This is a genomic window from Streptomyces sp. MspMP-M5, from assembly GCF_000373585.1.
Taxonomy (GTDB): domain Bacteria; phylum Actinomycetota; class Actinomycetes; order Streptomycetales; family Streptomycetaceae; genus Streptomyces.
Genome location: NZ_KB891903.1, coordinates 43,297 through 68,444 on the forward strand (window position 1 = coordinate 43,297; position 25,148 = coordinate 68,444).

Annotated in this window: 21 protein-coding genes; 12 read left to right on the forward strand and 9 right to left on the reverse strand. The window is 73.1% G+C overall.

The annotated features are described in order from the left end of the window. Window positions 1-75 precede the first annotated feature (75 nt). Window positions 76-1,467, forward strand: a complete 1,392-nt coding sequence (locus tag B073_RS0123690; RefSeq protein WP_026247665.1) for a cystathionine beta-synthase — start codon at window positions 76-78, stop codon at window positions 1,465-1,467. 428 nt (window positions 1,468-1,895) lie between these two features. Here the strand turns inward: B073_RS0123690 and B073_RS0123695 are convergent, their stop codons facing one another. Next, a complete protein-coding gene (locus B073_RS0123695) occupies window positions 1,896-2,312 on the reverse strand; it encodes a hypothetical protein (RefSeq protein ID WP_018540567.1) in 417 nt (138 codons plus the stop codon). Window positions 2,313-2,353: 41 nt separating this feature from the next. Then, window positions 2,354-3,823, reverse strand: coding sequence for a purine-cytosine permease family protein (locus B073_RS0123700; RefSeq protein ID WP_026247666.1), 1,470 nt, complete (start codon window positions 3,821-3,823; stop codon window positions 2,354-2,356). Window positions 3,824-4,058: 235 nt separating this feature from the next. Here B073_RS0123700 and B073_RS0123705 point away from each other — a divergent pair, with 235 nt between their 5' ends. Further along, a complete protein-coding gene (locus B073_RS0123705; protein ID WP_018540569.1) occupies window positions 4,059-5,063 on the forward strand; it encodes a transcriptional regulator in 1,005 nt (334 codons plus the stop codon). 343 nt (window positions 5,064-5,406) lie between these two features. On the opposite strand, the gene B073_RS0123710 is transcribed toward B073_RS0123705, so the two are convergent. The 5 genes from B073_RS0123710 to B073_RS0123730 all read right to left on the reverse strand — a co-directional run bounded on the left by B073_RS0123710 (window position 5,407) and on the right by B073_RS0123730 (window position 10,041). Then, on the reverse strand, window positions 5,407-6,741 hold the full coding sequence (locus tag B073_RS0123710; RefSeq protein WP_018540570.1) for a diaminopimelate decarboxylase: 1,335 nt from the start codon (window positions 6,739-6,741) through the stop codon (window positions 5,407-5,409). Window positions 6,742-7,227: 486 nt separating this feature from the next. Continuing rightward, window positions 7,228-8,193: an ABC transporter permease gene (locus B073_RS0123715; RefSeq protein ID WP_018540571.1), complete on the reverse strand. Its 966-nt coding sequence runs from the start codon at window positions 8,191-8,193 to the stop codon at window positions 7,228-7,230. An 11-nt stretch (window positions 8,194-8,204) separates the two neighbouring features. Then, entirely contained in the window at window positions 8,205-9,179 is a 975-nt protein-coding gene (locus B073_RS0123720; protein ID WP_018540572.1) for an ATP-binding cassette domain-containing protein, read from the reverse strand. Further along, on the reverse strand, window positions 9,176-9,523 hold the full coding sequence (locus B073_RS0123725) for a transcriptional regulator (protein ID WP_018540573.1): 348 nt from the start codon (window positions 9,521-9,523) through the stop codon (window positions 9,176-9,178). Before B073_RS0123725 ends, B073_RS0123720 begins: the two co-directional genes overlap by 4 nt. After that, on the reverse strand, window positions 9,520-10,041 hold the full coding sequence (locus tag B073_RS0123730) for a hypothetical protein (protein WP_051094158.1): 522 nt from the start codon (window positions 10,039-10,041) through the stop codon (window positions 9,520-9,522). The genes B073_RS0123725 and B073_RS0123730 overlap by 4 nt, the downstream gene beginning before the upstream one ends. Window positions 10,042-10,277: 236 nt before the next feature. Between B073_RS0123730 and hutU the strand changes: the two genes are divergently transcribed. The 4 genes from hutU to hutI all read left to right on the forward strand — a co-directional run bounded on the left by hutU (window position 10,278) and on the right by hutI (window position 15,785). Continuing rightward, window positions 10,278-11,948: a urocanate hydratase gene (gene hutU, locus B073_RS0123735; protein WP_026247668.1), complete on the forward strand. Its 1,671-nt coding sequence runs from the start codon at window positions 10,278-10,280 to the stop codon at window positions 11,946-11,948. A gap of 8 nt (window positions 11,949-11,956) precedes the next feature. Next, window positions 11,957-13,195, forward strand: coding sequence for an allantoate amidohydrolase (locus tag B073_RS0123740; RefSeq protein WP_018540576.1), 1,239 nt, complete (start codon window positions 11,957-11,959; stop codon window positions 13,193-13,195). Then, a complete protein-coding gene (locus B073_RS0123745; RefSeq protein WP_018540577.1) occupies window positions 13,186-14,541 on the forward strand; it encodes a formimidoylglutamate deiminase in 1,356 nt (451 codons plus the stop codon). The genes B073_RS0123740 and B073_RS0123745 overlap by 10 nt, the downstream gene beginning before the upstream one ends. A gap of 62 nt (window positions 14,542-14,603) precedes the next feature. Further along, window positions 14,604-15,785, forward strand: coding sequence for an imidazolonepropionase (gene hutI, locus B073_RS0123750; protein WP_018540578.1), 1,182 nt, complete (start codon window positions 14,604-14,606; stop codon window positions 15,783-15,785). Window positions 15,786-15,898: 113 nt separating this feature from the next. Here the strand turns inward: hutI and B073_RS0123755 are convergent, their stop codons facing one another. Further along, window positions 15,899-16,837: an RNA polymerase sigma factor SigF gene (locus B073_RS0123755; protein ID WP_026247669.1), complete on the reverse strand. Its 939-nt coding sequence runs from the start codon at window positions 16,835-16,837 to the stop codon at window positions 15,899-15,901. Between the two features lie 273 nt (window positions 16,838-17,110). Here B073_RS0123755 and B073_RS0123760 point away from each other — a divergent pair, with 273 nt between their 5' ends. The 6 genes from B073_RS0123760 (at window position 17,111) to B073_RS0123785 (ending at window position 23,066) form a co-directional block, all read left to right on the forward strand. Then, window positions 17,111-17,479, forward strand: a complete 369-nt coding sequence (locus B073_RS0123760) for an STAS domain-containing protein (protein WP_018540580.1) — start codon at window positions 17,111-17,113, stop codon at window positions 17,477-17,479. 171 nt (window positions 17,480-17,650) lie between these two features. Further along, entirely contained in the window at window positions 17,651-18,154 is a 504-nt protein-coding gene (locus B073_RS0123765; RefSeq protein WP_018540581.1) for an ATP-binding protein, read from the forward strand. Window positions 18,155-18,388: 234 nt separating this feature from the next. After that, window positions 18,389-19,120 carry an LPXTG cell wall anchor domain-containing protein gene (locus B073_RS0123770; RefSeq protein ID WP_018540582.1) on the forward strand — a complete coding sequence of 244 codons (732 nt, stop codon included), beginning with the start codon at window positions 18,389-18,391 and terminating at the stop codon, window positions 19,118-19,120. 19 nt (window positions 19,121-19,139) lie between these two features. Continuing rightward, the gene (locus tag B073_RS40855) at window positions 19,140-20,297 is read left to right on the forward strand and encodes a hypothetical protein (RefSeq protein ID WP_018540583.1); all 1,158 of its coding nucleotides are present in this window, start codon (window positions 19,140-19,142) and stop codon (window positions 20,295-20,297) included. A gap of 131 nt (window positions 20,298-20,428) precedes the next feature. After that, window positions 20,429-21,628 carry a hypothetical protein gene (locus B073_RS0123780; RefSeq protein ID WP_018540584.1) on the forward strand — a complete coding sequence of 400 codons (1,200 nt, stop codon included), beginning with the start codon at window positions 20,429-20,431 and terminating at the stop codon, window positions 21,626-21,628. Between the two features lie 7 nt (window positions 21,629-21,635). Beyond that, the gene (locus B073_RS0123785) at window positions 21,636-23,066 is read left to right on the forward strand and encodes a hypothetical protein (protein ID WP_018540585.1); all 1,431 of its coding nucleotides are present in this window, start codon (window positions 21,636-21,638) and stop codon (window positions 23,064-23,066) included. Window positions 23,067-23,182: 116 nt separating this feature from the next. On the opposite strand, the gene B073_RS0123790 is transcribed toward B073_RS0123785, so the two are convergent. Continuing rightward, the gene (locus B073_RS0123790; RefSeq protein ID WP_018540586.1) at window positions 23,183-24,709 is read right to left on the reverse strand and encodes a peptide MFS transporter; all 1,527 of its coding nucleotides are present in this window, start codon (window positions 24,707-24,709) and stop codon (window positions 23,183-23,185) included. Between the last annotated feature and the right edge of the window lie 439 nt (window positions 24,710-25,148).

Here is a 25,148-nt window from a genome sequence, read left to right on the forward strand (position 1 = left end):
GGGTGCCCGGTCCGGCAGGGCAATAGGCTGGCTGCACGGGCGCAGGAGAGCGTGCCCCCGACCGCGGAGACCACCGTGCAGTTTTACGAATCGATGATTGAGCTCGTCGGCAACACCCCGCTCGTGCGGCTCAACAACGTCACTCAAGGGATCCAGGCGACCGTCCTGGTGAAGGTCGAGTACTTCAACCCCGGCGGATCGGTCAAGGACCGGATCGCGGTGCGGATGATCGAGGCCGCCGAGGAGTCGGGCGAGTTGCAGCCGGGCGGCACCATCGTGGAGCCCACCTCCGGCAACACCGGCGTGGGGCTGGCGATCGTGGCCCAGCAGAAGGGCTACAAGTGCATCTTCGTCTGCCCCGACAAGGTGTCGACGGACAAGATCAATGTGCTGCGGGCGTACGGCGCGGAGGTGGTGGTCTGCCCGACCGCGGTGGACCCCGAGCACCCCGACTCGTACTACAACGTCTCCGACCGGCTGGTGCGCGAGACGCCCGGTGCCTGGAAGCCCGACCAGTACAGCAACCCCAACAACCCGCGCTCGCACTACGAGACCACCGGGCCGGAGCTGTGGGCGCAGACCGACGGGCGGATCACCCACTTCGTGGCCGGCGTCGGCACCGGCGGCACCATCAGCGGCACCGGCCGCTATCTGAAGGACGCCAGTGAGGGCCGGGTCAAGGTCGTCGGCGCCGACCCGGAGGGCTCCGTCTACAGCGGCGGCTCCGGCCGGCCGTACCTCATCGAGGGCGTCGGCGAGGACTTCTGGCCGACCGCCTACGACCGCACGGTCGCCGACGAGATCGTGGCGGTCTCCGACAAGGACGCCTTCCAGATGACCCGGCGGCTGGCCAAGGAGGAGGGGCTGCTGGTCGGCGGCTCCTGCGGGATGGCCGTGGTGGCCGGTCTGCGGGTCGCCGAGCGGCTCGGGCCGGACGACGTGATGGTCATCCTGCTCCCGGACAGCGGCCGCGGCTACCTCTCGAAGATCTTCAACGACGAGTGGATGGCCGACTACGGCTTCCTGGAGGAGGGCGGCACCGCCGCCCGGGTCGGCGAGGTCCTCCAGTACAAGGAGGGCGGCGCGCTGCCCTCGCTCGTCCACATGCACCCGGAGGAGACCGTCGGCGAGGCGATCGAGGTGCTGCGCGAGTACGGCGTCTCGCAGATGCCGATCGTCAAGCCGGGCGCCGGGCACCCCGACGTGATGGCCGCCGAGGTCGTCGGCTCGGTCGTCGAACGGGAGCTGCTGGACGCGCTGTTCACCCAGCGCGCCTCGCTGTCCGACCCGCTGGAGAAGCACATGTGCCCGCCGCTGCCGCAGGTCGGCTCGGGCGAGCCGGTCGCCGACCTGATGGCGGTGCTGGAGGGCGCGGACGCGGCGATCGTGCTCGTCGAGGGCAAGCCCAAGGGCGTGGTGAGCCGTCAGGACCTGCTGGCGTACCTGGCGCACGGGGCCGGGAAGTAGCCGGCGCCGCGTCGGGCGCCGCGCCCGCGGCGGGGGCCGGGAAACGGCCGTCGTCGTCCGGGTGCGGCGCCCGGCGCGGTGTCAGCGGTGCCAGCGGTGCCAGCGGTGTCAAGTGTCCGTCAGGAAACGGCTCGTCGCCGCAAGATGTACGTATGTGTCACGTGCGCGCAGCACGGGCTTAACACTTTCCCGGCACATTGGTGTGCAGGCGATACGGACCTCCGGAGCGGCTCCCGGACCTCCATGATCGCCAGGATGCGACACCGGCCCTGACCCGGCGCGCGTCTCGTGCGGGGACCGCCGTCGTCCCGCCCCCGGCTCCGGCCGGGGTGCGGCGGTCCCCGCGATCATCTTTTTCCGGTCCTTCCGGCGGGCTTCGGGACCGTGGCCGTGGGCGGCGCCCTGACCTGTCGGAAGTCGGAAGCGCCCTAGTCCCAGTCCTCCGCGGGCCGCGACGCGGACCGGTTCGTCAGCAGCCGCTGGAGCCCCAGGCTGTGCATGGCGTTGACCCCGACGACGCCGCCCCAACACACCACCAGGCCGACCAGCCCGGCGTTGGCCACGGCGATCGCGGACAGCGGGACGGCCAGCACCAGCGAGACCACGGCGATCGCGAACCGCTGCCAGAACTCGGTGCCGCCGCCCGCCCGGCGCGGCGGCAGCGTGCCGCGTGCCACCTGCATCTGCTGCTCGGCCAGTTGTCGGCGCACCCGCCGGTCGACGTCCTTGTCGAGCTTCTCCAGGAAGGACTCCACCAACTCCGACTCGTACTCCGGCCCCAGCTCCCTGCGGGTCTGGAGGGTGGCATCGAGTTCCTTCTTCAGCTCAGGGTCGTATGTCGCCATGGCGCCGAGCGTACGGCGGGGCCGGCGCCGGCGCGGTAGGGCTAGCCCCCCGATCCGGCCGGTGCCCGGCCCTCCCCGGACCGCGGTGCCGGTTCCGCCGGGTCTGCCGGGTCTGCCGATTCCGCCGGGTCTGCGGGATCGCGGCGGGCAGTGAGCCAGTAGAGGACGGCGGGCACCGCCAGCCCGATCAGCCAGGAGACGTCGGCGCCGCCGAGCGGGGCGACCAGCGGTCCGGTGTAGAACGCCGTGGCCAGGAACGGGATCTGGGCGAGCACGCCGACGGCGTAGACGGTCAGCGTACGGACGTTCCAGGCGCCGTACCGGCCGGCCGGGTCGCTGAGCGCCGGCAGGTCGTAGCGCTCCTTGGAGACCAGGTAGTAGTCGACGAGGTTGATCGCCGACCAGGGCGTGAAGAACGTCAGCAGGAAGAGCAGGAAGTCCTTGAAGGAGGTGAGGAAGGAGTCCTTGCCCAGCAGGGCGACGGCGGTGCCGGCCACCATGATCCCGGCGATGTACGCGGACCGGCCGCGCGCGGAGAGGGTCCGTCCCCCGCCTTCGGCCGGACGCGTCCCCGCCCCGCGGAAGCCGCTGACGCTGGTGACCAGCGACATGAAGCCGCCGTAGGTGTTGAGGATGTTGATGGTGAGCTTGCCGAGGGCGATGACGAAGTAGAGGAACGAGGCGATCAGCCCGGTGCCGCCCAGTCCGACGACATAGCCCACCTCGTGGCCGACGAACGCGCCCGGCGCCGCGGCGGCCGCCAGCGCCCCGAAGGTCATCGACCACTGCGCACCCAGCACCGAGCCGCCCAGCGTCCACCAGAAGGTCGCCCGGGTCGAGGTGTGCCGCGGCAGATAGCGGGAGTAGTCCGCCACGTACGGGCCGAACGCCAGCTGCCAGGAGGCCGAGAGCGAGACCGCGAGCAGGAAGACCGGCAGTCCGAAGCCGCGGTCGTGCAGCAGCGCGGCGAGGTCGGCGCGCTGCAGCAGCCGGATGCCGAGGTAGACGAAGGCCAGCGCGCAGACCAGGCCGGCGACCTTGCCGAGCAGATGGATGAGGCGGTAGCCGACGGCCGCGGCGAGCGCGGTGACCGCGGCGAACAGCACGATCCCGGCCGTGCCGCCCAGGTGCGTCAGCTCGCCCACCGCCTGCCCGGCCAGCACGCTGCCGCTGGCGAAGAAGCCGATGTACATCACGACGACCAGCGCCAGCGGCACCACCGCCCCGCGCACCCCGAACTGCGCCCGCGAGGTGATCATCTGCGGCAGTCCGAGCCGCGGCCCCTGTGCGGAGTGCAGGGCCATCACCGCCCCGCCCGCAAGGTTGCCCAGCAGCAGGCCGATCGCGGCCCAGAAGGCGTGGGCGCCGAAGACCACGGCCAGTGCGCCGGTGACGACGGCGGTGATCTGGAGGTTGGCGCCGAGCCAGAGGGTGAACTGGCTGACCGGACTGCCGTGCCGTGCGTCGTCGGGGACGACATCGATCGAGTGCTGCTCGATCATGCCTGCCATGCCTGCCATGGGCGCCGCCTCTTCCGCCGTACTGTGTGCATGAATCCGTATGCATGAATCCATGCAGAATCAGGGCCGATGAATGGAAGGTCAATAGGTGGGTGGGGATTCGCCTGGTCGCGGGGGCGGGGCGGGGCGGTCTCCACGGCGCGGTCCGGAACCGCCGCCACCGAGGAATTCCGTACAGTCGGTGCACCGACGTCAAGGCCCCGTACCGGGCCGGGAAGAAGAGGCGATGAGCGGGGACGGGGACAACGGCGTCCGCAGCGACGAGGGCAGCGGCGCGATCGCGGCGGGGCGTGCGGGGGTGGGCGGCGCCGGTGTCGGCGGTGGCGGTGGCGGTGGTGGAACCGGCGGTGGGGCCACGGCCACCGGAGCCATGGGTACCGGGGCCGGTACGGGGTCCGGGGCCGGGACCGCGGCCCGTCTTCAGCGGCTGTTCGAAGGGCACCGGCTGACGCCCACTCAGCGCCGGATCGCCCACTGCATGGTGCGGCGGGCCGCCGACGCGCCGTTCCTCTCCAGCGTCGAACTGGCCGAACTGGCCGGTGTCAGCCAGCCGTCCGTCACCCGCTTCGCCGTCGCGCTCGGCTTCGACGGCTACCCGGCGCTCCGCCGCCACCTGCGGGACGTCGCGCCCGCAGGGAAGCCCGGCGGCCCCGGCGCGCACAACGAGTACCAGCAGGCCGTCCAGGCGGAGATCGACAACCTCCGGCACCTCGCGGAGGCCCTCGCCGACCCCGGGCCGGTCACCGAGGCCGGCCGGCTGCTCGCCGCCTCCCGCCCACTCCCGGTGCTCGGCCTGCGCGCCGCCACCGCCCAGGCCGCCGGTTTCGCGTACTTCGCCCGGAAGGTGCACCCCGACGTCCGGCTGCTCGACGAGGGCGGCACCATGCTCACCGACCGCATCGACGCCGCGGTCCGCGCCGGGGCTTCCGCCCTCCTCTGCTTCGCCCTGCCCCGCCACCCCCGCGAGGTCATCGACGCCCTCGCCTATGCCCGCACCGCCGGGCTCACCGTCGTCACCGTCGCCGACAGCGCCTTCGCCCCGGTCGCCCACCACACCGACCTGCTCCTCCCGGCGCCGGTCGGCACCGGCCTGGCCTTCGACACTGCCTGCGCCCCGATGCTCCTGGGTCGCGTCCTCCTGGAAGCGATGTGCGACGACCTCCCCGACGCCCAGTCCCGCCTGGAGGAATTCGACACCAAGGCAGCGGAACGGGGGCTGTTCGTGGAGTGAGGACGGGGCTCGGGGGCGGCGGCGCCTCGGGGTGGGGGCATCCGGGGCGGGGCGGTCTCGGGCCTGACGGGCGTCTCGGGGCCTGATCAGGCGCGCTTCCGGTCTCGTTCAGGCCGCTCGCGCTGGTCGCTTCGTACGGTTCCCTGACGGCGTCCTACAGTTGTCGGGCTGTCGGGCTGACGGCTCCGGTCCCGGGGCGGACCGGCCCCTCTCCGGTGTTGTTCGGGCCCGCTTTCGGGCTCGCTTCCAGGCCCGCTTTCGGCGGGGCCGGGAGGGCTGCGGCCCTCGGCGAGTGGTCGGCGGCGCACCGGCGGGGTGCGACGGCGGGGCGGGGCGTCGCCGGTCAGCCCAGGGCCAGCGTTCGCAGGGCGTTGGCGTGCTCGGCGCCGCTTTCCGCGGTGAGTTCCTCCAGGGTCTGCGGGGTGCGGACGGTCGCGAAGGCGAACGTGCCGTCGGGGCCCGGGGCGTAGCCGTAAACGCCGGGTCGGGGGAGGGAGTTGTAGGCGAAGTGGGTGGAGAAGTAGTACGCACCGGTGTCCAGGAGGGCGACGTGGTCGCCGGACTCCAGAAGGGGCAGCGGGCGGTTCTCGGCCACCAGGTCGCCGGCGAAGCAGCACGGGCCGGCGATGTCCTGCGGAACCGGCGCCCCGCTCTTCGGGCGGCCGACGGCGTCGTACGCCGCCACCCGGATCGGCCAGGACGCGGGCGCGAAGACCGTACGGGTGGCGACCTGTGCCCCGGCGTGGGTGAGGGCGATCGGCCGGCCGCCGGCCCACTTCGCGTACTCGACGCGGGCCAGGACCATGCCGTGCTTGGCCAGCAGTGACCGCCCGAACTCGGTGACCAGCCCGTACCGCCCGGAGAACAGCCCGGGGACCGCCGAGCGGAGCACCGCGGCGTACTCCCGGTAGGTGGGGGTGACGGTGTCCGAGGAGAAGTTGACGGGCAGGCCGCCGCCGATGTCGAGGGTGATGATCCGGCGGCCGCCGGCCTGCTCGTTGATCTCCTCGGCGAGGTCGTAGAGCGCCCGGACGCCCTCCGCCATCCGCTCCAGCGGCATGCCCTGGGAGCCGACGTGGGCGTGCAGCCGACTCAGCCACGGGCGGTCGAGGCAGGCCCGGACGACCCACTCGCGGGCGCCCGGGTCGCGCAGCGGGATCCCGAACTTGGAGGTGTCGGTGGCGGTGCTCATCGCGCCGATGCTGCCGCCGCCGATCTGCGGGTTGACCCGCAGTCCGATCGGCGCGGTGGACGGGGCCGAGGCCATCATCCGGTCGATACGGGAGAGTTCCTCGTGGTTGTCGACGTTGACGGCGATGCCCAGGGCCAGTGCCTCGCGGAGCTCGGGGAGGGTCTTGGCGGGGGAGTCCAGGACGGTGTGCCGGGCCGGGACGGCGGCGGCCCGGGCCAGTGCCAGCTCACCGGGGCTGGCGACCTCGCAGCCGATGCCCTCCTGTGCCAGCAGCCGCAGCACGGGCACCAGCGAGGCGGCCTTCACCGCGAACGCGTGCAGCACCTGGGTGCCCGGGGCGGTGAACTCCTCGAAGGCGGTGCGGAGTTCGGCTGCCGAGCGGCGGATGCCGGCGATGTCCAGCAGCCCGGCAACCGGCTGCCGGGAGCCGATCAGCCCCTGGGCGAGGGCGGCCTGAACGGCACGGTCTCGGTCCGTGAAGGTCATGGCTCAACTCCATCATCCGGCGGGGGCCTCGCGCCACGGACGAAGCGGGAGGTCAGCGGCTATCCAGTGCGCATGTTGTGCGGATTCTGTGCCGCCGCTCGCCGGGGGCCTCGCGGCGACCGGCTCGGCCTCGCGGCGACCGGCCCGGCTTCGCCGTGAACGGCCCTGGCCTCGTGGCGACCGGCCCCGGGTTCGCCGTGAAAGGCCCCGGCTCGCCGCGAACGCGTTCGGCCCGCTCACCGCTTCGGCCCGCTCACCGCTTCGGGGCAGCGAGGCGGATCGGGCTGGCCAGGACCGGCGTCAGCTCGGCAGGCGCCGGGGGCGGCGACAGGGCCGGCGCCCGCCGGACTACGCGGACCCCGGGCCGCCCAGGCCCCATACGGCGGGACCGCGCAACGCGCATGACCACGGCCCCGGGCGACGGCCCCGGGCCCCCGCAGGCGCCGAGCCGACCCGCACCCATCCCGGTCCCCGCCCGCGTCGCCCCTACGCCCCCGTCGCCCCGCTGAGTTGGGCCTTGTGCTGGCGGGCGGTCAGGCGGGAGCCGGACTCGCGGCGGGCGGCGCGGCGCAGGAGCGGGACGGCCAGGAGGAAGCCCAGGACGGCCCAGGCGACCAGGACGAGGGCGACCGTCGGCAGCTGCCAGGAGCCGCTCGGTTCCGCGGCGCGGGCGGCGTCCGGCAGCAGGGCCGCGCGCAGGCCCTGCGCCATCCACCGGAGCGGGAAGACCGAGGCGATGTTCTGGACCACCACCGGCATCTTGGATATCGGGAACATCGCACCCGACGTGATCAGCAGCGCCATCGAGGGCAGCATGATCATCGCCAGGGCCTCGCGCGGGTTGGGGAGCACCGCGCCGATCGCCGCGCCCAGCGGGACGACGGCGAGCAGACCGAGGGCGGTGACCCACAGCAGCGTCAGCCAGCCGGCCGGACTGTGCGGCAGCGGGCCGTTCACCAGTGCGGCGGCGGCGCCCAGCAGGACCACCAGGGTGGCCAGCGCCATGACCACGATCAGCAGCGACTTGGCGATCAGATATGCCGGTATGCCGCCGGGGGTGGCCCGCAGCCGCAGCAGAGTGCCCTCTTCCCGCTCGGTCACCAGGACCTGCGGGAGGTTGAGCAGGCCGATCTGGAACAGCAGATAGGCGGAGAAGCCGGCGAGGGTCAGCTGCGCCATCGGGATCTTGGTGCCGGGCACGTCGTCGCTGATGAAGCCGGCGAGCACCAGCGCCACCACGATGTTGGAGACATAGCCCATCAACTCCTTGCGGTTGCGCAGCAGATGGCGGATTTCTATGCCGCCGCGCCGCATCCCCGCCTGCCAGGGGCGGAGCCGCCCGGAGCGGGCCCCGCTCCGGCCGCCGCCCGCCGGGCCGTGGCCCCGTCCCGCCGTGCCGTGCTCCTGTGCCGCCGTGGTCGTGCCCGGACCGGTGTCGGTCGCCGTCGTCATGTCCGTCCCCCTCATGCTGCTGCCTCCCCCGTCGCGCTGCCGGCCGGGAAGTCGGTGTGCTGTTCGTCGTCGACCTGGCCCCGCTGGTGCACCATGTGCAGATAGGTGTCCTCCAGCGTCGGCCGGCGCACCTCCAGATCCGCGATCGGCCCGGCCGCCTCGCGGTGGAGCTCCCAGACCAGACCGGACGGGTCCGCGGTGTGCTCGCGGCGCGGGCTGCCGTCGGCCGTCGTCCAGCGGACCTCGGCCTGCGCGGCGGCCCGCCGGGCGAGCTCGGTCGGGGTGCCGCAGGCCCGGATCCGGCCGTCCACCAGCATCGCTATCCGGTCGGCCAGCCGCTCGGCCTCGGCCAGGTCGTGCGTGGTCAGCAGGATCGTGACGCCCTCCTCGCGGGCCAGGCGCTCGACCAGGTCGTGGAAGTCGCGGCGCGCCTCGGGGTCGAAGCCGGTGGTGGGCTCGTCCAGGAAGAGGAGTTCGGGGCGGCCGACGATGCCGAGTGCGACGTCCACCCGCCGGCGCTGGCCGCCGGAGAGCTGGTCGACCCGCTGCCGCGCCTGCTGGGTGAGGCCGACCAGCTCCAGCAGCTCGGCCGGGTCGCGCGGGTCGGCGTAGTACGTCGCGAAGTGCGTCAGCAGCTCGGCGACCTGCCAGCGGCGGTGGTCCCGCCAGGACTGCAGGACCAGTCCGACCCGGCCGCGCCAGGCGTCGTCGGCGCGCGCCGGGTCGGTCCCGAGGACGCGCACCTCGCCGGCGGAGCGCTCCCGGAAGCCCTCCAAGATCTCGACGGTGGTGGTCTTCCCGGCGCCGTTGGGCCCGAGCAGGGCGAAGATCTCGCCGCGCCGGATGTCGAGGTCGACGCCGCGCAGGACGTCGCGGCTGCCGTACGACATCCGCAGGCCGCGGGTCTCGACGACCGGCGGGGCGCCGGCCGGGGCGGTGGGTGTGGTGGTCATCGTGCTGGTCTCCGGACGTGCGGTGGTGGTCATCGGCCGGCCTCCACGTGCTGTTGGGGCGTCGCGTGGGCCGCGGCGGTGGGGCCCGCGCCCTCGACGATGGCGCGGAGCGCGGCGACATGGCCTTCGAAGGCGGTGCGGCCGCGGGCCGTCAGCCGCACCCTGGTGCGCCGCTTGCGGCCGCCGCCCTCCTTGCGGATCTCCAGATACCCGGCCTCCTCCAGCGTGTGGAGCTGCTTGGAGAGCGCGGAGTCGCTGAGCGAGAGGCTGTCGCGGATGAACGGGAAGTCGGCCCATTCCGTGGCGGCGAGCAGGGCCACGACGGACAGCCGCGTGGAGGGGTGGATCAGTTCGTCGAAGCCCGAGGGAGTGCTCATGGGCGGACCTCCTCATGGACGGTTCTCATGGGGCGTTCGCCCAGCCCGCGGCTCCGGAGCGGGCTGACCGCCCAGCGGTTGGCGGGCCCGACGAAGAGCACGAAGGCGCCGGCGGAGAGGGTGGCCTGGATCAGGCTGCCGTAGGGCAGCGCCAGCCATCTGGTCAGGAAGCCGGTCAGGAGGATCGTGCCGCCGCTGAGGACCGCGCCCGCGAGGAAGGTGGCGAAGCTGCGCCAGGTGTACCGCGAGCGGTGCAGCCGCACCCGGGCCCGTCGGCTGTAGACCACCGCCAGGGCGGTCAGGATGCCGATATAGGCGGCGAGGATCAGGATCTCGCCCCAGCGTGGGAGCTTGAGGCCGTAGCTGGCGAGGAAGAGCCACATGATGCCGGCCGTCAGATACGTCGACCGCCGGTCGCTCTGCGCGCAGCGCTCGACCTCGTCGTACACCCGCTCCTGCGGGACCCGGATGCGCTGGAGATCCTGCCAGGCCCGCTCGGCGTCCATCGTTGTCGTCATGTCCTTCGCCTCCCCGTTAGACGTGTCGGACTGTCCGTGTCGGACGGGAGGAACGGGTCCGCCGGCGGCGCCCGTTCAACTTTCCCACTCGGAAAGCTAGCACTCGACTTTCCTGCCCGGCAAGTCGAAAAATCCGGGCTGGGGAAAGCGTCCGCCGCGCCCTGTTGACTAGCGGTATTCAGGAGCGCCAGACTGTGAATAGGTCAATCCATTCACGAGTCAGGGAGGCACGGCCCATGTCGGGACCGCGACCCGTGCGGGCACCGCGCGGTACGGAGCTGAGTGCACGGGGATGGCAGCAGGAAGCCGCGCTGCGCATGCTGCAGAACAACCTCGACCCGGAGGTGGCCGAGCACCCGGACCAGCTCGTCGTCTACGGCGGCACCGGCAAGGCCGCCCGCGACTGGCGCTCCTTCGACGCGATGGTGCGCACCCTGACCACGCTCAAGCAGGATGAGACGATGCTCGTCCAGTCCGGCCGGCCGGTCGGCGTGATGCAGACCCACGAATGGGCCCCGCGCGTCCTGATCGCCAACTCCAACCTCGTCGGCGACTGGGCCAACTGGGAGGAGTTCCGCCGCCTGGAGGCCCTCGGCCTCACCATGTACGGCCAGATGACCGCCGGCTCGTGGATCTACATCGGCACCCAGGGCATCCTCCAGGGCACCTACGAGACCTTCGCTGCGGTCGCGGCCAAGAAGTTCGGCGGATCGCTGGCCGGCACCATCACCCTCACCGCCGGGCTCGGCGGCATGGGCGGCGCCCAGCCGCTCGCCGTCACCATGAACGACGGCGTCGCGATCTGCATCGACTGCGACCCGCGCGCCATCGAGCGCCGCATCGAGCACCGCTACCTGGACGTGAGGGCGGACAGCCTCCAGCACGCCCTCCAGCTCGCCGTCGAGGCCCGCGACCAGCGCAAACCGCTCTCCATCGGCCTCCTCGGCAACGCCGCGGAACTCCTGCCGCAGATGCTCGCCGACGGCGCCCCGATCGACATCGTCACCGACCAGACCAGCGCCCACGACCCGCTGTCCTACCTGCCCGTCGGCATCGACTTCGCCGACATGGCGGCCTACGCGGCCGAGAAGCCCGCCGACTTCACCCGGCGTGCCCGCGAGTCCATGGCCAGGCACGTCGAGGCCATGGTCGGCTTCCTGGACGCCGGTGCCGAGGTCTTCGACTACGGCAACTCCCTCCGCGGCGAGGCCCAACTGGCCGGATACCAGCGGGCGTTCGCCTTCCCCGGCTTCGTCCCCGCCTACATCCGGCCGCTCTTCGCCGAGGGCAAGGGTCCGTTCCGCTGGGCGGCGCTCTCCGGCGACCCGGCCGACATCGCGGCCACCGACCGCGCCATCCTCGACCTCTTCCCCGAGAACGAGTCGCTGGCCCGCTGGATCAAGCTGGCCGGCGAGCGCGTCCACTTCCAGGGCCTGCCCGCCCGGATCTGCTGGCTCGGCTACGGCGAACGCGACAAGGCCGGCGAGCGGTTCAACGAGATGGTCGCCGACGGCACCCTGAAGGCGCCGCTGGCCATCGGGCGCGACCACCTCGACTGCGGCTCCGTCGCCTCCCCCTACCGCGAGACCGAGGCCATGAAGGACGGCTCCGACGCGATCGCCGACTGGCCGCTGCTCAACGCCATGGTCAACGTCGCCTCCGGCGCCTCCTGGGTCTCCCTGCACCACGGCGGCGGCGTCGGCATGGGCCGCTCGATCCACGCCGGGCAGGTCACGGTCGCCGACGGCACCGCGCTGGCCGGCGAGAAGATCCGCCGGGTGCTCACCAACGACCCCGGCATGGGCGTCATCCGGCACGTCGACGCCGGCTACGAGCGCGCGGAGGAAGTGGCCGCCGAACGCGGCGTCCGCATCCCGATGCGCGAGGGCGAGGGCGAGCGCGCGTGACACCCCCTGTGCCGAGCTCCTTCCACGAGATGTGGGAGGAGCTGCGGCCGCTCGGCCGCGACTCCTCCTCCGGGGGCTACCGCCGCTTCGCCTGGACCGGCGCGGACACCGACTGCCGCGCGTGGTTCCGCGCCCAGGCCGAGGCCCGCGGCCTGTCCTACGAACTCGACCGCAACGGCAACCAGTGGGCCTGGCTCGGCGCCGCCACCTACCAGGACGTGGCCCCCGGCGAGGCCGTCGTCACCGGCTCGCACCTGGACTCCGTCCCGGACGGCGGCGCCTTCGACGGCCCGCTCGGCGTGGTCTCCTCCTTCGCCGCGCTCGACGAACTCCGCGGCCGCGGAGCGCAGTTCACCAAGCCGCTGGCCATCGTCAACTTCGGCGACGAGGAGGGTGCCCGCTTCGGACTCGCCTGCGTCGGCTCCCGGCTCTCCGCCGGCGCGCTGACCCCCGAGGCCGCGCACCGCCTCCGGGACGGCGACGGCGTCACCCTCCCGCAGGCCATGGAGCGCGCCGGCCACGACCCCGACGCGATCGGCCCCGACCCGCAACGGCTCGCCNCCATCGGCGCGTTCGTCGAACTCCACGTCGAGCAGGGCCGCGCCCTCGACCTGTCCGGGGACCCGGTCGGCATCGCCTCCGCGATCTGGCCGCACGGCCGCTGGCGGTTCGACTTCCGAGGCGAGGCCAACCACGCCGGCACCACCCGCCTGGAGGACCGCCGCGACCCGATGCTCTCCTACGCCGCGACCGTGCTCGCCGCCCGCGAGCAGGCCCGGCTGGCCGGCGCCCTGGCCACCTTCGGGAAGATCAGCGTCGAACCGAACGGCGTCAACGCCATCCCCTCGCTCGTCCGCGGCTGGCTGGACGCCCGCGCGGCCGGCCAGGACACCCTGGACACCGTGATCGCCGGGATCGAGCGGGCCGCCGCCGAGCGGGCCGCCCGCGACGGCGTCGACCTGGACGTCGTCCGCGAGTCCTTCACGCCCGTCGTGGAGTTCCAGCACGCCCTGCGGGACGAACTGGGCGCCCTCCTCGGCAAGAAGGGCGACCGGCCCGTACCGGTCCTGGGCACCGGCGCCGGACACGACGCGGGTATTTTGTCCGCAACCGTCCCCACGGCCATGCTGTTCGTCCGCAACCCCACCGGTGTCTCGCACTCGCCCGCCGAAGCGGCCACCGAGGACGACTGCGTCGCCGGGGTCACCGCACTCGCCGACGTACTGGAGGGGCTGGCGTGCCGCTGACGCCGCAGGCAACACCGACGACCTACTGGCTCGAACACGCCTGGCTCGGCGCGCACGTCGAGCCAGGCGTGGCCGTGGAGGTGGCGGACGGGCGGATCACGGCCGTCCGCACCGGGGTGCCCGCACCGCCGCCGGGCGCCGAGGCGCTGTACGGACTGACCCTCCCGGGCCTGGCCAACGCCCATTCGCATGCCTTCCACCGCGCGCTGCGCGGCACCGTCCAGGTCGGCAGCGGGACCTTCTGGACCTGGCGCGAGGTGATGTACGGCGTCGCCGAACGGCTCACCCCGGACAGCTACTACGCGCTCGCCCGCGCCGCCTACGCCGAGATGGCGCTCGCCGGCATCACCTGCGTCGGGGAGTTCCACTACCTCCACCACGCGCCCGGCGGCACCCGCTACGACGACCCCAACGCGATGGGCCGGGCGCTGCTCGCGGCCGCCGCCGACGCCGGCATCCGGATCACCCTCCTCGACACCGCCTACCTCTCCGCCGGCTTCGGCGACCCGCCCAACCGGCACCAGCTGCGCTTCTCCGACGGCACCGCGGACGCCTGGGCGGAGCGCGCCGACGCCCTCAAGGGCTCCGAGCACGCCCGGATCGGCGCCGCCGTCCACTCCGTACGCGCCGTCCCCGCCGGGGAGTTGGGCACCGTCGCCGACTGGGCCCGGCGGCGGGAGGCGCCGCTGCACGTCCACCTCTCCGAGCAGACCGCCGAGAACGACGCCTGCCGGGCCGCCCACGGCCGCACCCCCACCCAGCTGCTGGCCGAACACGGCGTGCTGGGCCCGCGCACCACGGCCGTGCACGCCACCCACCTCACCGACCAGGACATCGCCCTGCTCGGCGGCAGCACCACCGGCGTCTGCATGTGCCCGACCACCGAACGGGACCTCGCCGACGGCATCGGCCCGGCCGTGGCGCTCCAGGAGCAGGGCAGCCCGCTCTCCCTCGGCAGCGACAGCCACGCCGTCGTCGACCTGCTCGAAGAGGCCCGCGCCATGGAGCTGAACGAGCGGCTGCGCACCCGCACCCGGGGCCACTGGACGGCCGCCGCCCTGCTGCGCGCCGCCACCGCCGACGGGCACGCCGCCCTCGGCTGGGACGACGCCGGCACCCTCGCGCCGGGCGCCCTCGCCGACCTCACCACGATCCGGCTGGACTCCGTACGCACCGCCGGACCGCTGCCCCGGCTGGGCGCCGAGACGGCCGTATTCGCCGCCACCGCGGCGGATGTGCGGCACACCATCGTGGCCGGCCGGCAGATCGTCCGCGAAGGGACGCACACCGGCGTGCCCGACGTGCCCACCGCCCTCGCCGACGCCATCGCCGCAGTGCGCGGCTGACCACCCCCGCCCTCCCCACCCCCGGCCCGCGCCGCCCGCGGACGAAGGAGAACACCCCCGCGATGACGACGAACTCCGCGCCGACCACCGCCATCACCCACATCGCCCAGCTCGTCACCAACGACCCCTCCCTCGGTGCAGGCCCCCTCGGTCTGATCCAGGACGCGGCGGTCGTCGTCGACGGCGACCGCATCGCCTGGGTCGGTCCCTCAAGCAAAGCACCCGCCACCGACAACGCCGTCGACGCGGCCGGCCGGGCGGGCCTCCCCGGCTTCGTCGACTCCCACTCCCACCTGGTCTTCGCCGGCGACCGCACCGAGGAGTTCAACGCCCGGATGTCCGGCCGCCCTTACTCCGCGGGCGGCATCCGCACCACCGTCGCCGCCACCCGCGCGGCCGCCGACGACGCCCTGCACGCCAACGTCGCCCGCTACCTCGCCGAGGGCCTCCGCCAGGGCACCACCACCCAGGAGATCAAGTCCGGCTACGGCCTCAACGTCGAGGACGAGGCCCGCGCGGTGCGGATCGCCGCCGCCCACACCGACGAGGTCACCTTCCTCGGCGCCCACATCGTCCCGCCCGACTACGCCGACGACCCGGCCGGCTACGTCGAGCTGGTCACCGGCCCGATGCTGGACGCCTGCGCCCCGCACGCCCGTTGGGTCGACGTCTTCTGCGAGCGCGGCGCCTTCGACGGCGACCAGGCCCGCGCCGTCCTCACCGCCGGCAAGGCCCGGGGCCTGGTGCCGCGGGTGCACGCCAACCAGCTCGGCCACGGCCCCGGCGTCCAGCTCGCCGTCGAACTGGGCGCCGCCTCCGCCGACCACTGCACCCACCTGACCCACGCCGACATCGACGCGCTGGCCCAGTCCGACACCGTCGCCACGCTCCTCCCCGGTGCCGAGTTCTCCACCCGCGCCCAGTGGCCCGACGCCCGCCCGCTGCTCGACGCCGGTGCCACCGTCGCGCTCTCCACCGACTGCAACCCCGGCTCGTCCTTCACCAGTTCGATGCCGTTCTGCATCGCGCTGGCCGTCCGCGACATGGGGATGACGCCCGACGAGGCGGTGTGGGCGGCGACCGCGGGCGGCGCCCGGGCGCTGCGCCGGGACGACGTCGGCCGGATCGCCCCCGGCGCCCGCGCCGACCTGCTCCTGCTGGACGCCCCGTCCCACGTCCACCTCGCCTACCGGCCGGGTGTGCCGCTGGTAACGGACGTCTGGCACAAGGGCGTTCGCCTCTGAGGACGGCGCACTGCGCCGCGGGCACACAGAGGGCCCGTCCCGGACGATTCCGGGGCGGGCCCTCGTGTGCACGGGCGTCCGCCGGCCTCGGGGACCGGCCCCGACCGCGGAGGCTACTCCTCGATCATCAGCCCCTTGCGGAGCCGGACGAGGGTGCGGGAGAGCAGCCGGGAGACGTGCATCTGGGAAATGCCCAGTTCCTCGCCGATCTCGGACTGCGTCATATTGGCCACGAATCGCAGCGAGAGGATCTTCCGGTCGCGCGCGGGGAGTTCGGCGATCAGCGGCTTCAGCGATTCGACGTATTCGATGCCTTCGAGGCCGTTGTCCTCATAACCGATCCGGTCGGCCAGCGCGCCCTCGCTGTCGTCCTCCTCGGGCTGGGCGTCCAGCGAGCTCGCGGTGTAGGCGTTGCTCGCGGCCATCCCTTCGACGACCTCGTCCTTGGTGATGTCGAGGCGTTCGGCGAGTTCACCGACCGTGGGTGCCCGGTCCAGCTTCTGCGCCAGTTCGTCGCCCGCTTTGGCCAGGTCCAGACGGAGTTCCTGAAGGCGCCGGGGAACCCGCACGGACCAGCTGGTGTCGCGGAAGAAACGCTTGATCTCGCCGACGATGGTCGGCATCGCGAACGTCGGGAACTCCACGCCGCGGGTGAGCTCGAAGCGGTCGATGGCCTTGATCAGACCGATCGTGCCGACCTGGACGATGTCCTCCATGGGCTCGCTGCGGGAGCGGAACCGGGAGGCCGCGAACTTCACCAGCGCGAGGTTCAGCTCGACCAGGGTGTTGCGGACGTACGCGAATTCGTGGGTGCCTTCTTCCAGCGATTCCAGGCGCTCGAAGAGGGTTTTCGACAGGGCCCGCGCGTCCACCGGACCCACTTCGTCGAACGGTGGGATCTCGGGCAGTCCGTCGATGTCGGGCACGCCCACCGGCTCTGCGGCCGCGGCGTGCGACTGGGAAGGAATGTGTCCGGTCACATCGGACCGAGGTGTCGACGATGCGGGGCTCTGCTCGTCCTCGATGCGCAATTCGTCGAGCCGGGGTGACATGTGTCTCCTCCATCGTTCTCGGCATATGGCTGCCGAAGCCTCTGCGTGAAGCTGCGGTGTGCGGCGCCTCCAAAGCCGGCCGTTTCGAATGTGTCCTTCTACGCCTACCTGGCTTCGATGGAAGAAGGCAAGTGCGTCTTGTCCGCAATCCTTCGCTATGCCCGATCTACGGCTACCGACGCGCGTCAGGAAGGCGTAGGGTTCGACGCGCGCAGTCATGAGCAAGGTCGTCACCAAAAACAGTCGTCTAGCCAGCAAGAGGGGTGCGCTCGCATGGACCGCGGGACGGTCGGCAGTGCAAGCCGGGGTCGGCTTCACGTCGAGATCCGCCATCACGGCCCCAGCGCGGTCGTGACCGTCGCGGGTGAGTTGGATCACCACACCGCGGATCTGCTGCGGGAATCACTGGAAGGCTGTGTCGACGACGGATATGCACGCCTCGTGGTCGACTGCTCACCGCTCGAATTCATGGACTCCACCGGACTCAACGTCCTGCTCGGTGCCCGGCTGAAAGCAGAGGCCGCGGGGGGCGGCGTCCATCTGGCCGGGATGCAGCCGGTGGTGGCCCGGGTATTCGAGATCACCGGCGCGGAAGCGGTTTTCACCGTGCACGACTCGCTCGACGCGGCCCTGGCCGATTGACCGGCCGCGGCGTCCGGAAGGATACGTTCCGGGCGCGTAGTCGGAGTCACAACTTCCGTACCCAAGAAGTGGGTGTTCTCACGGTCCGGTCGGGCAGGAGACACCTGAATCCGTTGAATCAGTCAGTTATCTGTTGTCCGTGAACAGGCGAATCGGTGAGGTGAAGCGCTGATGAGCACCACCCGGCCGTACCCGCCGGGCGATCTCGGCCCGGAGCCGGGCGGCGCCGGCGCTTCCGCCGCCGGCCCCTCCGCCACCGTCCCGTCGGGTCAGATCCGCCGGCTGCGCCTGGCGGGCACCCGAGGCGCCGTGGCACGGGCCCGCGACTTCGCCCGGGAGGCGCTGCACGACTGGGGCTGGCTGCCGGCCGCGACCGCCGACCAGCGGGCCGCGGCCGAGGACGTCCTGCTCGTCGTCTCCGAGCTCGTCACCAATGCCTGCCTGCACGCCGAGGGCCCCGAGGAGCTGCGGCTGCGCTGCGCGGCCAAGGTGCTCCGCCTGGAGGTCAGCGACCTGGGCGCGGGCTCCCCGGCGCCGCGCAGCCCGCACCGCCCCGGACGGCCCGGCGGCCACGGCATGTTCATCGTGCAGCGGCTGTGCCTGGACTGGGGCGTGGTGCGCAACGCCGACGGCGCGGGCAAGACCGTCTGGGCGGAGCTGGCCGCGCCCTCCTGAAGGGGCGGTGAACGGGGAGAGAGTGAGCGCGGGCCCGCGGGCCCGCGCTTCTGCGTGCACGGGGCCGTTCGGGGCAGGGGCGGGCCCCCTTCCGAACGGAACCGGCCGCGGCCCCGCATCAGGGCTGTGCGGTGCCTTCCCTCGACAACCTCCCGGGCGTACCTTGAGCGCCCAATCTGATGTGCCGTCAGTAATATCCGGCGGCGCGCCGAACCGGGAGAAGGGGAACTCGAGGTGGCCCGCTTCCACGCACAACACGGCAGGCGGCCGCGGCGGGCGGCCGGGCTGGCCCTGGCCGCGGCGACGGCGGCCGGATCCGCGGTGCTGTTCGCCGCACCCGCCGCACACGCCGCGGTCGTCGACGTCAACTACCAGTGCAAAACGCCGATCGGCAACAAGGGGGCGGTCTCGCCCATAGACATCAAGGGAACGCCCGCCGGCGGGGCGTACAAGCTCGTGATGTCGTTCCAGAAGGGCGTCTCCTCCAGCCCCGTCGAACTGGGCAAGGGCGCCATGAAGCCCAGCGCGCTGATCCAGCTGGGCGGCGCGGAGCACGGCACCGTGCAGGTCACCGGGCCGCCCAACGCCCAGGCGATCCCCGCCAACACGCCGATCAAGATAAGCGACCTGAGCGGTACGTACACCCCGAAGGCGAGCGGGAACGTCACCTTCACCGCCTCCACGCTCACCATCAAGGCACTGGGCACCACCACCACCTGCACCCCGAGCAACCACCCCAAGCCCTCGCTGACCCTGGACGTCAAGGGCGGCGGCGGTTCCGGCAGTTCCGGTGGTTCCGGAGGCAGCGGTGGCGCCGCGACGGCCGGCGGCTCGACCGGCGGTGGCCGGCTGCCGCAGACCGGACCGGCGGACTCCGCCCTCGCCCTGGGCACCCTCGGCGGCACCGTGCTGCTCGCCGGCGCGGCCGGAGTCCTCTGGCTGACCCGCCGTCACCAACGCGCCTGACCCGCACCGGGAGCCGCCGATGCCGTTCCGTCCCCGCACCGCGGCCACCGGCGCGGTCCTCGCGGCCGCCGTCGTCCTCGCGGCCCCCGCGGCGGCCGCGGCCGCACCGCCCGCCGCCGTCCGGGCCGGGCCGTCCGCCCCCGCCGCGCCGGGCTGGTCCGCCGCGCCCACCGGGACCGCCCGGACGTCCTTCTATCTGGAGGGCCCGCCGGGCGCCGCCCTCACCGACCGGCTGGCCGTCCGCAACCCGTCCGGTCGGCCGGTCACCGTGCGCCTGGCGGGCGACGGCGCGGACGGCGCCGGTGCATGGCTCGCCTTCGGCACCCCGGAGGTGACGGTTCCGCCGCGGACGCGGGCCAGTGTCCCGTTCACGGTGACCGTGCCGCGCACCGCCACTCCCGGCAGCCACCCCGGCACGCTCACCGTCACCGGGACCGCGCCCGGCGTACGGACCCGTATCCCGTTACGGCTGCGGGTGACCGGCCCCACGCTGTCCGCGCTCACCGTCGAGCAGGTGTCGGTGACCCGGCGGGGGAGCGCCGCGGTGATCCACTACACCCTCGTGAACCGCGGCAACACCGCCCTCCGGCCGCGGCTGGCGGTTCGCGCCGACGGCCTCTTCGGGCCCCTGCTGCGCCGCCCCGCCCGCACCCTGCCCGGCGTCCTGCCGCCCGGCGCCCGCGCCGACCGGACCGAGACCTGGCCCGATCCGCCCGCCCTGGACGCCGTCGACATCCGCCTCACCGCCACCGCCGCGGACGGCGCACACGACACCGCGACCGCCTCGTACACCGCCGCCCCCTGGGGCGCCGGGGCCGCACTCCTGGCCCTCCTGGCCGCCGGCGGGGGCGGCTGGGCGGTCGTACGACGGCGCAGACGCAACGGCCGCACGGGCGATACGGACGGTGCGGTCCGTATGGGCGGTGCGGTCGGTACGGGCGACGGCGGGGGAGCGCCGGACGAGGCGGCCGACGGCGCGGGACGGGCGGACGGGGCGTCCGGGGCCGCCGCACCGAGCCCGAGGGAGGAACCCCCGGCCCAGGGCCCCCGGACGACGGAAGCCGGGATGCCGAACGCCGGGATGCCGAAGCCCGGAATGCGGAAGCCCGGGGTGCCGGACGCCACGACGACGGGAAGTACGACGGCCACGAGGGCGGGATCAGGGGTGCGCAGGTGAACGGCGAGAAGCACGACCCGGGCGGGAGCGGCGAGAAGTACCAGGCGGGCGGGGTGGGTAGGACGGACGGGGCAGGCGCGGCGCGTACCAAGCGACCGGCGCCCGCCACATCTGCTGCCCCCGCCGCACCCATGGTCTCCAGCGCACCCGTCACCGCTCCCGCCCCCCGGCGCCGCGGCCGTGCCCCCGCCCTGCTCGCCTCCCTCGTCCTCGCGCTGCTCCCGGTCCTGCCGCCCGGTCCGCCCGCGTACGCCGCCGCGGCCGCCGACCCGCCGGCCGCGGCGGTCTCGCAGAGCCAGGCGGGCGCCGGCGGCAGCATCACCGTCACCGGGCGGGGCTGGCGCCCGCACACCCTGCTGACGCTGCTGATCTGCGGACAGAACATGATCGGCGGCACCAACTCCTGTGCCAACGGCGACGGCCGGACCGTCACCACCGACGACCGGGGCGCGTTCGCCACGCCGCTGCCGGTCGCCGAACCGCCCAAGCCCTGCCCTTGCGTGGTGCACGTGGCGGCCGTGACCGGCCCGGCGGCCGCCGCGGACGCCGCGTTCAAGGTGGCCGGGCACCCGGTCGCGCCGCTGCCCCAGGATGTCAGCGCCGCCCGCCTGGCCGTCCTGGCGCAGCCCCGGCTGACCGGCAGCAGCGGACTCCTCACCTGGTTCGGCGCCCCGCCGCAGCGCGAACTGGTCGTCACCGTCGGCAACTTGGGCTCGACGCCGGCCAAGGACCCGGTATTCCAGGTCGGCACCTCGCACGGCGTCTTCGCGCCCCAGTGGGACGACCAGCGGTGGCGGGGGAGCGTCCCCGCCGGGCGGAAGGCCGAGGTCCGGCTCCCGGTGGAACTGGCCGCCGGGGCGCACGGGGACTATCTCGTCTCCCTCAAGTACGGCGGCAGGCTGCTGGTCGAGCAGCCGTGGGAGGTCGGCCGGCCGTGGGGCGTGACGCTCTTCTGGCTGCTGCTGTGCATCGTCGTCCCGGCGGTGGTGTTCCGGATCGGGATGGCGGTCGTCGACCGCGTCCGCCCGCCCCGTCCGGGCGCCCCCGACCGTGCCCGGACCGCCCCGGACAGCACAAAGACCCCACGCACCCCACGCACCCATCGGCCCTCGCGCAGCCGGCGTGCCCACCCGGACCGTCAGCGGCGCCGGCGGCGGGACGCGTACGCGTACGACAACGCGTACGGCGACGCATACGACAAAGAACCCGGCACCAGCACCAGCACCAGCACCGACACCGCACCGGACGGCGCCGCCGTACTGCCGTGGTTCACCCCGGACACCGCACCGTCCAGCACCGCAACCGAACGACCCCCGTCGAAAGGTTCGTGATGACGTGATGACGTTGATGAGGCTGACCAGGCCCGCCGGGCCGACCGGGCAACACAGACGAGCGGCCACCGCCGCGGCGGCCGCGCTGATGCTCGCCGGGGCGGGTGTGGTGACCGTCGCCGGGCCCGCCCAGGCGGCCGAGGTGGCGTACCGGACGGAGTGTCAGCCGCCGCCGATATCGGGGCTGCCGCCCGTCGAGGGCACCACCAAGGTCGAGGTGAGCGCGCCCGCGACCGCCAAGGTCGGCGACGCGGTCGAGGTGGTCTGGACGACGGTCCAGGCGGCCTCGCAGAACCCCGGCATCCTCGATCTGGACAAGGACACCGTCCAGCCGACCGGCACGCTCAAGGTCGCCGGGGCGCAGACCGGGGACCTGGCGATGCAGGGCCCGCGGCAGAACCCGCCGATCCCGAAGAACAGCCCGATGAAACTGTCCGCCATGAAGGGCACGCTGAAACTCACCGCGCCAGGCGAGGTCACGCTGACGCCCGGTGCCTACAACATCAACGTCAGCAAGCCGATCTCCACGGACACCAAGTGCACGCCCAAGGAGGCGGTGCACCCGGCGGTCACCATCAAGGTCACGGACGACGGCGGCAGCTCCGGCGGCACGACCGGTGGGGGAACGGGCAGCGGCGGGACGAGCGCCGGTGGCACCACCTCCGGCGGCAGCAGCGGAGGTTCCGGTTCCACCGGCGGGACCGGCGGCAGCACAGGCGGCAGTTCCGGCACCTCGGGCGGCGACCCCGACGGCACCGCCTACAAGGGCAAGGAGGTGCCGGTCCCGTACGCCTGCAAGACGCCCATCGGCGACAAGAAGGCGACCTCGCCGGTCCAGATCGACGGCGTCAAGAAGGGCGGCGCCTACGACCTGACCGTGCACTTCGCCAAGTCCGTCATGGACAGCCCGGCGGACATCCCCAAGAACTCGGTCAAACCGTCCATGGACGTGAAGGTGGGCGGCGCCGACAAGGGCGCCGTCACGGTGGCGGGCCCCACCAACGCCCAGCCCATCAAGGCCGGTCAGCCCATCGAGATCCCCGACCTCAAGGGCAGCTACAAGCCCGGCGCCACCGGCCGGGCCACCCTCACCCCGGGCGTGCTGACCGTCAACGCCCTCGGGACGACCACCACCTGCACCCCGGAGAAGGACCCCGGCGCCTCGCTCACCCTGGACACCGCGGCGCAGCCCGGCGGCACCTCGGGCGGCTCGACCGGCGGCACCTCCGGCGGTGCGGCGGGCGGCGCGTCCTCCGGCGGCGGCTCGACCGGACCGGCCAGTGCCTCCGGCGGCAACGGCAGTGGCAGCACGGGCGGCCTGGCCCAGACCGGCGCGGCCGACCACGGTGCGCTGACCGCCCTCGGCGTGCTCGCCGGCACCGTCGTCCTGCTCGGCGCCGCGGCCCTCACCTTCACTCCGCGGCGACTGCGCCGCTGACCCGTAGGACCGCACCCGACAGGACAGGCCACAGGAAACCGGCATACGGAACCGGCATACGGAAGGGCCCGGCACGCACCAGCGCGCCGGGCCCTTCCTCCGTCACCGGGAACGGATCAGTGCACGTCCCCCATGAGCGGGGTGATCTTCTTGCGGTACATGAAGACCGCGAGTCCGGCCAGGACGGCCAGCGCGGCCTCGGTGACGAGCACCCCCACACCGCTGAGGTCCGCGCCCCCGATGGACACCAGGGAGATGACGCTGTCGCCCGCGGTGACGGCGAGGAACCAGACACCCATCATCTGGCTGGCGTACTTCTGCGGCGCCAGCTTCGTCGTCACCGACAGGCCGACCGGGGACAGGCACAGCTCGCCCATCGTCTGCAGGCCGTAGACGGTGATCAGCCACATCGGGCTGACCTTGCTGCCGTCCGAGGACATCGCGATCGGCACGAGGAAGAAGAAGTACGAGGCGCCGATCAGCACCATCGCCATGGCGAACTTCACCGGCGTGCTGGGCTCGCGGTTGCGGCGGGCCAGCGCCAGCCACGCCGAGGCGAAGACCGGGGCCAGGGCCAGCACCCACATCGGGTTGACCGACTGCAGGAACGAGGAGGGGTAGGCCCAGCCGAAGACCGAGTCCGCGGTGTTCTTCTCGGCGAAGACGTTCAGCGTCGAACCCGCCTGGTCGAAGATCATCCAGAAGACCGCGGCGGCGACGAAGAACCACACGTAGCTGCTGACCTTGGCCTGCTCGGTCGAGGTCAGCTCCTTGTCCCGCTTGATGCGCAGCAGCACGAAGCACGGCACGCAGATGCCGATGACGGCCAGCGGGATCAGCGCCCAGTTGAGCGTGAAGTGACCGGAGCCCGCGACGATGCCGTAGAAGACCGCGGCGACGGCGGCCCAGATCAGGCCCTTGCGCAGCCAGCTGGTGCGCTCCTGGGCGGACAGCGGGCTCGGGACCTGGCTGCTCCTCGGGTCGAGGTTCCGGGTGCCGATCAGGAACTGGACCAGACCCAGCGCCATGCCCAGCGCCGCGGTCGCGAAGCCCAAGTGCCAGTTGATGCCCTGGCCGATGCCGCCGACGACGAGCGGGGCGGCCATGGACCCGATGTTGATGCTCATGTAGAAGACGGTGAAACCGCCGTCCCGGCGCGGGTCCTGCGGGCCGTCGTAGAGATGGCCCACCATCGTGGAGATGTTGGACTTCAGCAGGCCGGAGCCGCACGCCACCATCGCCAGACCGGCGAAGAACGTCGGGCCGGGGACGGCCAGGACGATGTGGCCCGCGATGACCACGCACGCGCCGACGATCACCGTCTTGCGGGGACCCCAGACCCGGTCGCCGAACCAGCCGCCGGGCATGGCGAGCAGGTACACCAGGGCCATGTAGACGGCGTAGATCGCCGAGGCGGAGACCGCCGTCATGGCCAGACCGCCGCCCTGCGACCCCACCTTGGCGTCCGCACCACCGGAGATCAGGTACAGGACGAGCAGGGCACGCATGCCGTAGAAGCTGAAGCGCTCCCACATCTCGGTCATGAAGAGAGTGGCCAGGCCGCGGGGGTGGCCGAAGAAGGTCTTGCCGCCGTTCGCAGGGGTGCCCTGCTGGGCGGCGTCCTTCGTCAGGCTGGACGCCATGGTGGTTCCTTGCTTCTCGGGACGCCTCCGAGGACTCGGTGGGCGCCCGGGTGGGGGATGACCGGCACCGTCGCCGTCCTGCCGCCCTCACGTCCGGAGGGCCGGCGCTCCCGAAGAGGGCCGAGGCAGGGCGAACACCGGATCCACGCCCCCCGTGCCGCGGCGAGGCGGCCGGCGGACCCGGTCGACAGGTCTTGCACCGTGTGCGGAACCGGTGATGCCGGGCCCGCACACAACAAGGACCGACGGCGTCAGTTCGGCGCCTCGGATCCTGGGTAGTGCGTTGGACGTTCCGGACACCATACGTCCGCTCGGCGGCCCGTTGGGAGGGGTGAGACAACGCTCACACTCCGCGGGGGAACCCTTTACAGCCTCCTGTGCGACCCCGCCCGCGCTCGCGCGCCCGCGTCCCGGGCGCGCGAGCGGGGCGCGGATCGGG

Coding starts and splice junctions, on each gene's coding strand:
- B073_RS0123695 (WP_018540567.1), bottom strand. CDS start 2,312: ATGGCGACATACGACCCTGAGCTGAAGAAGGAACTCGATGCCACCCTC.
- B073_RS0123700 (WP_026247666.1), bottom strand. CDS start 3,823: ATGGCAGGCATGATCGAGCAGCACTCGATCGATGTCGTCCCCGACGAC.
- B073_RS0123705 (WP_018540569.1), top strand. CDS start 4,059: ATGAGCGGGGACGGGGACAACGGCGTCCGCAGCGACGAGGGCAGCGGC.
- B073_RS0123710 (WP_018540570.1), bottom strand. CDS start 6,741: ATGACCTTCACGGACCGAGACCGTGCCGTTCAGGCCGCCCTCGCCCAG.
- B073_RS0123715 (WP_018540571.1), bottom strand. CDS start 8,193: ATGACGACGGCGACCGACACCGGTCCGGGCACGACCACGGCGGCACAG.
- B073_RS0123720 (WP_018540572.1), bottom strand. CDS start 9,179: ATGACCACCACCGCACGTCCGGAGACCAGCACGATGACCACCACACCC.
- B073_RS0123725 (WP_018540573.1), bottom strand. CDS start 9,523: ATGAGCACTCCCTCGGGCTTCGACGAACTGATCCACCCCTCCACGCGG.
- B073_RS0123730 (WP_051094158.1), bottom strand. CDS start 10,041: ATGACGACAACGATGGACGCCGAGCGGGCCTGGCAGGATCTCCAGCGC.
- hutU (WP_026247668.1), top strand. CDS start 10,278: ATGTCGGGACCGCGACCCGTGCGGGCACCGCGCGGTACGGAGCTGAGT.
- hutI (WP_018540578.1), top strand. CDS start 14,604: ATGACGACGAACTCCGCGCCGACCACCGCCATCACCCACATCGCCCAG.
- B073_RS0123755 (WP_026247669.1), bottom strand. CDS start 16,837: ATGTCACCCCGGCTCGACGAATTGCGCATCGAGGACGAGCAGAGCCCC.
- B073_RS0123760 (WP_018540580.1), top strand. CDS start 17,111: ATGGACCGCGGGACGGTCGGCAGTGCAAGCCGGGGTCGGCTTCACGTC.
- B073_RS0123765 (WP_018540581.1), top strand. CDS start 17,651: ATGAGCACCACCCGGCCGTACCCGCCGGGCGATCTCGGCCCGGAGCCG.
- B073_RS40855 (WP_018540583.1), top strand. CDS start 19,140: ATGCCGTTCCGTCCCCGCACCGCGGCCACCGGCGCGGTCCTCGCGGCC.
- B073_RS0123780 (WP_018540584.1), top strand. CDS start 20,429: ATGGTCTCCAGCGCACCCGTCACCGCTCCCGCCCCCCGGCGCCGCGGC.
- B073_RS0123785 (WP_018540585.1), top strand. CDS start 21,636: ATGACGTTGATGAGGCTGACCAGGCCCGCCGGGCCGACCGGGCAACAC.
- B073_RS0123790 (WP_018540586.1), bottom strand. CDS start 24,709: ATGGCGTCCAGCCTGACGAAGGACGCCGCCCAGCAGGGCACCCCTGCG.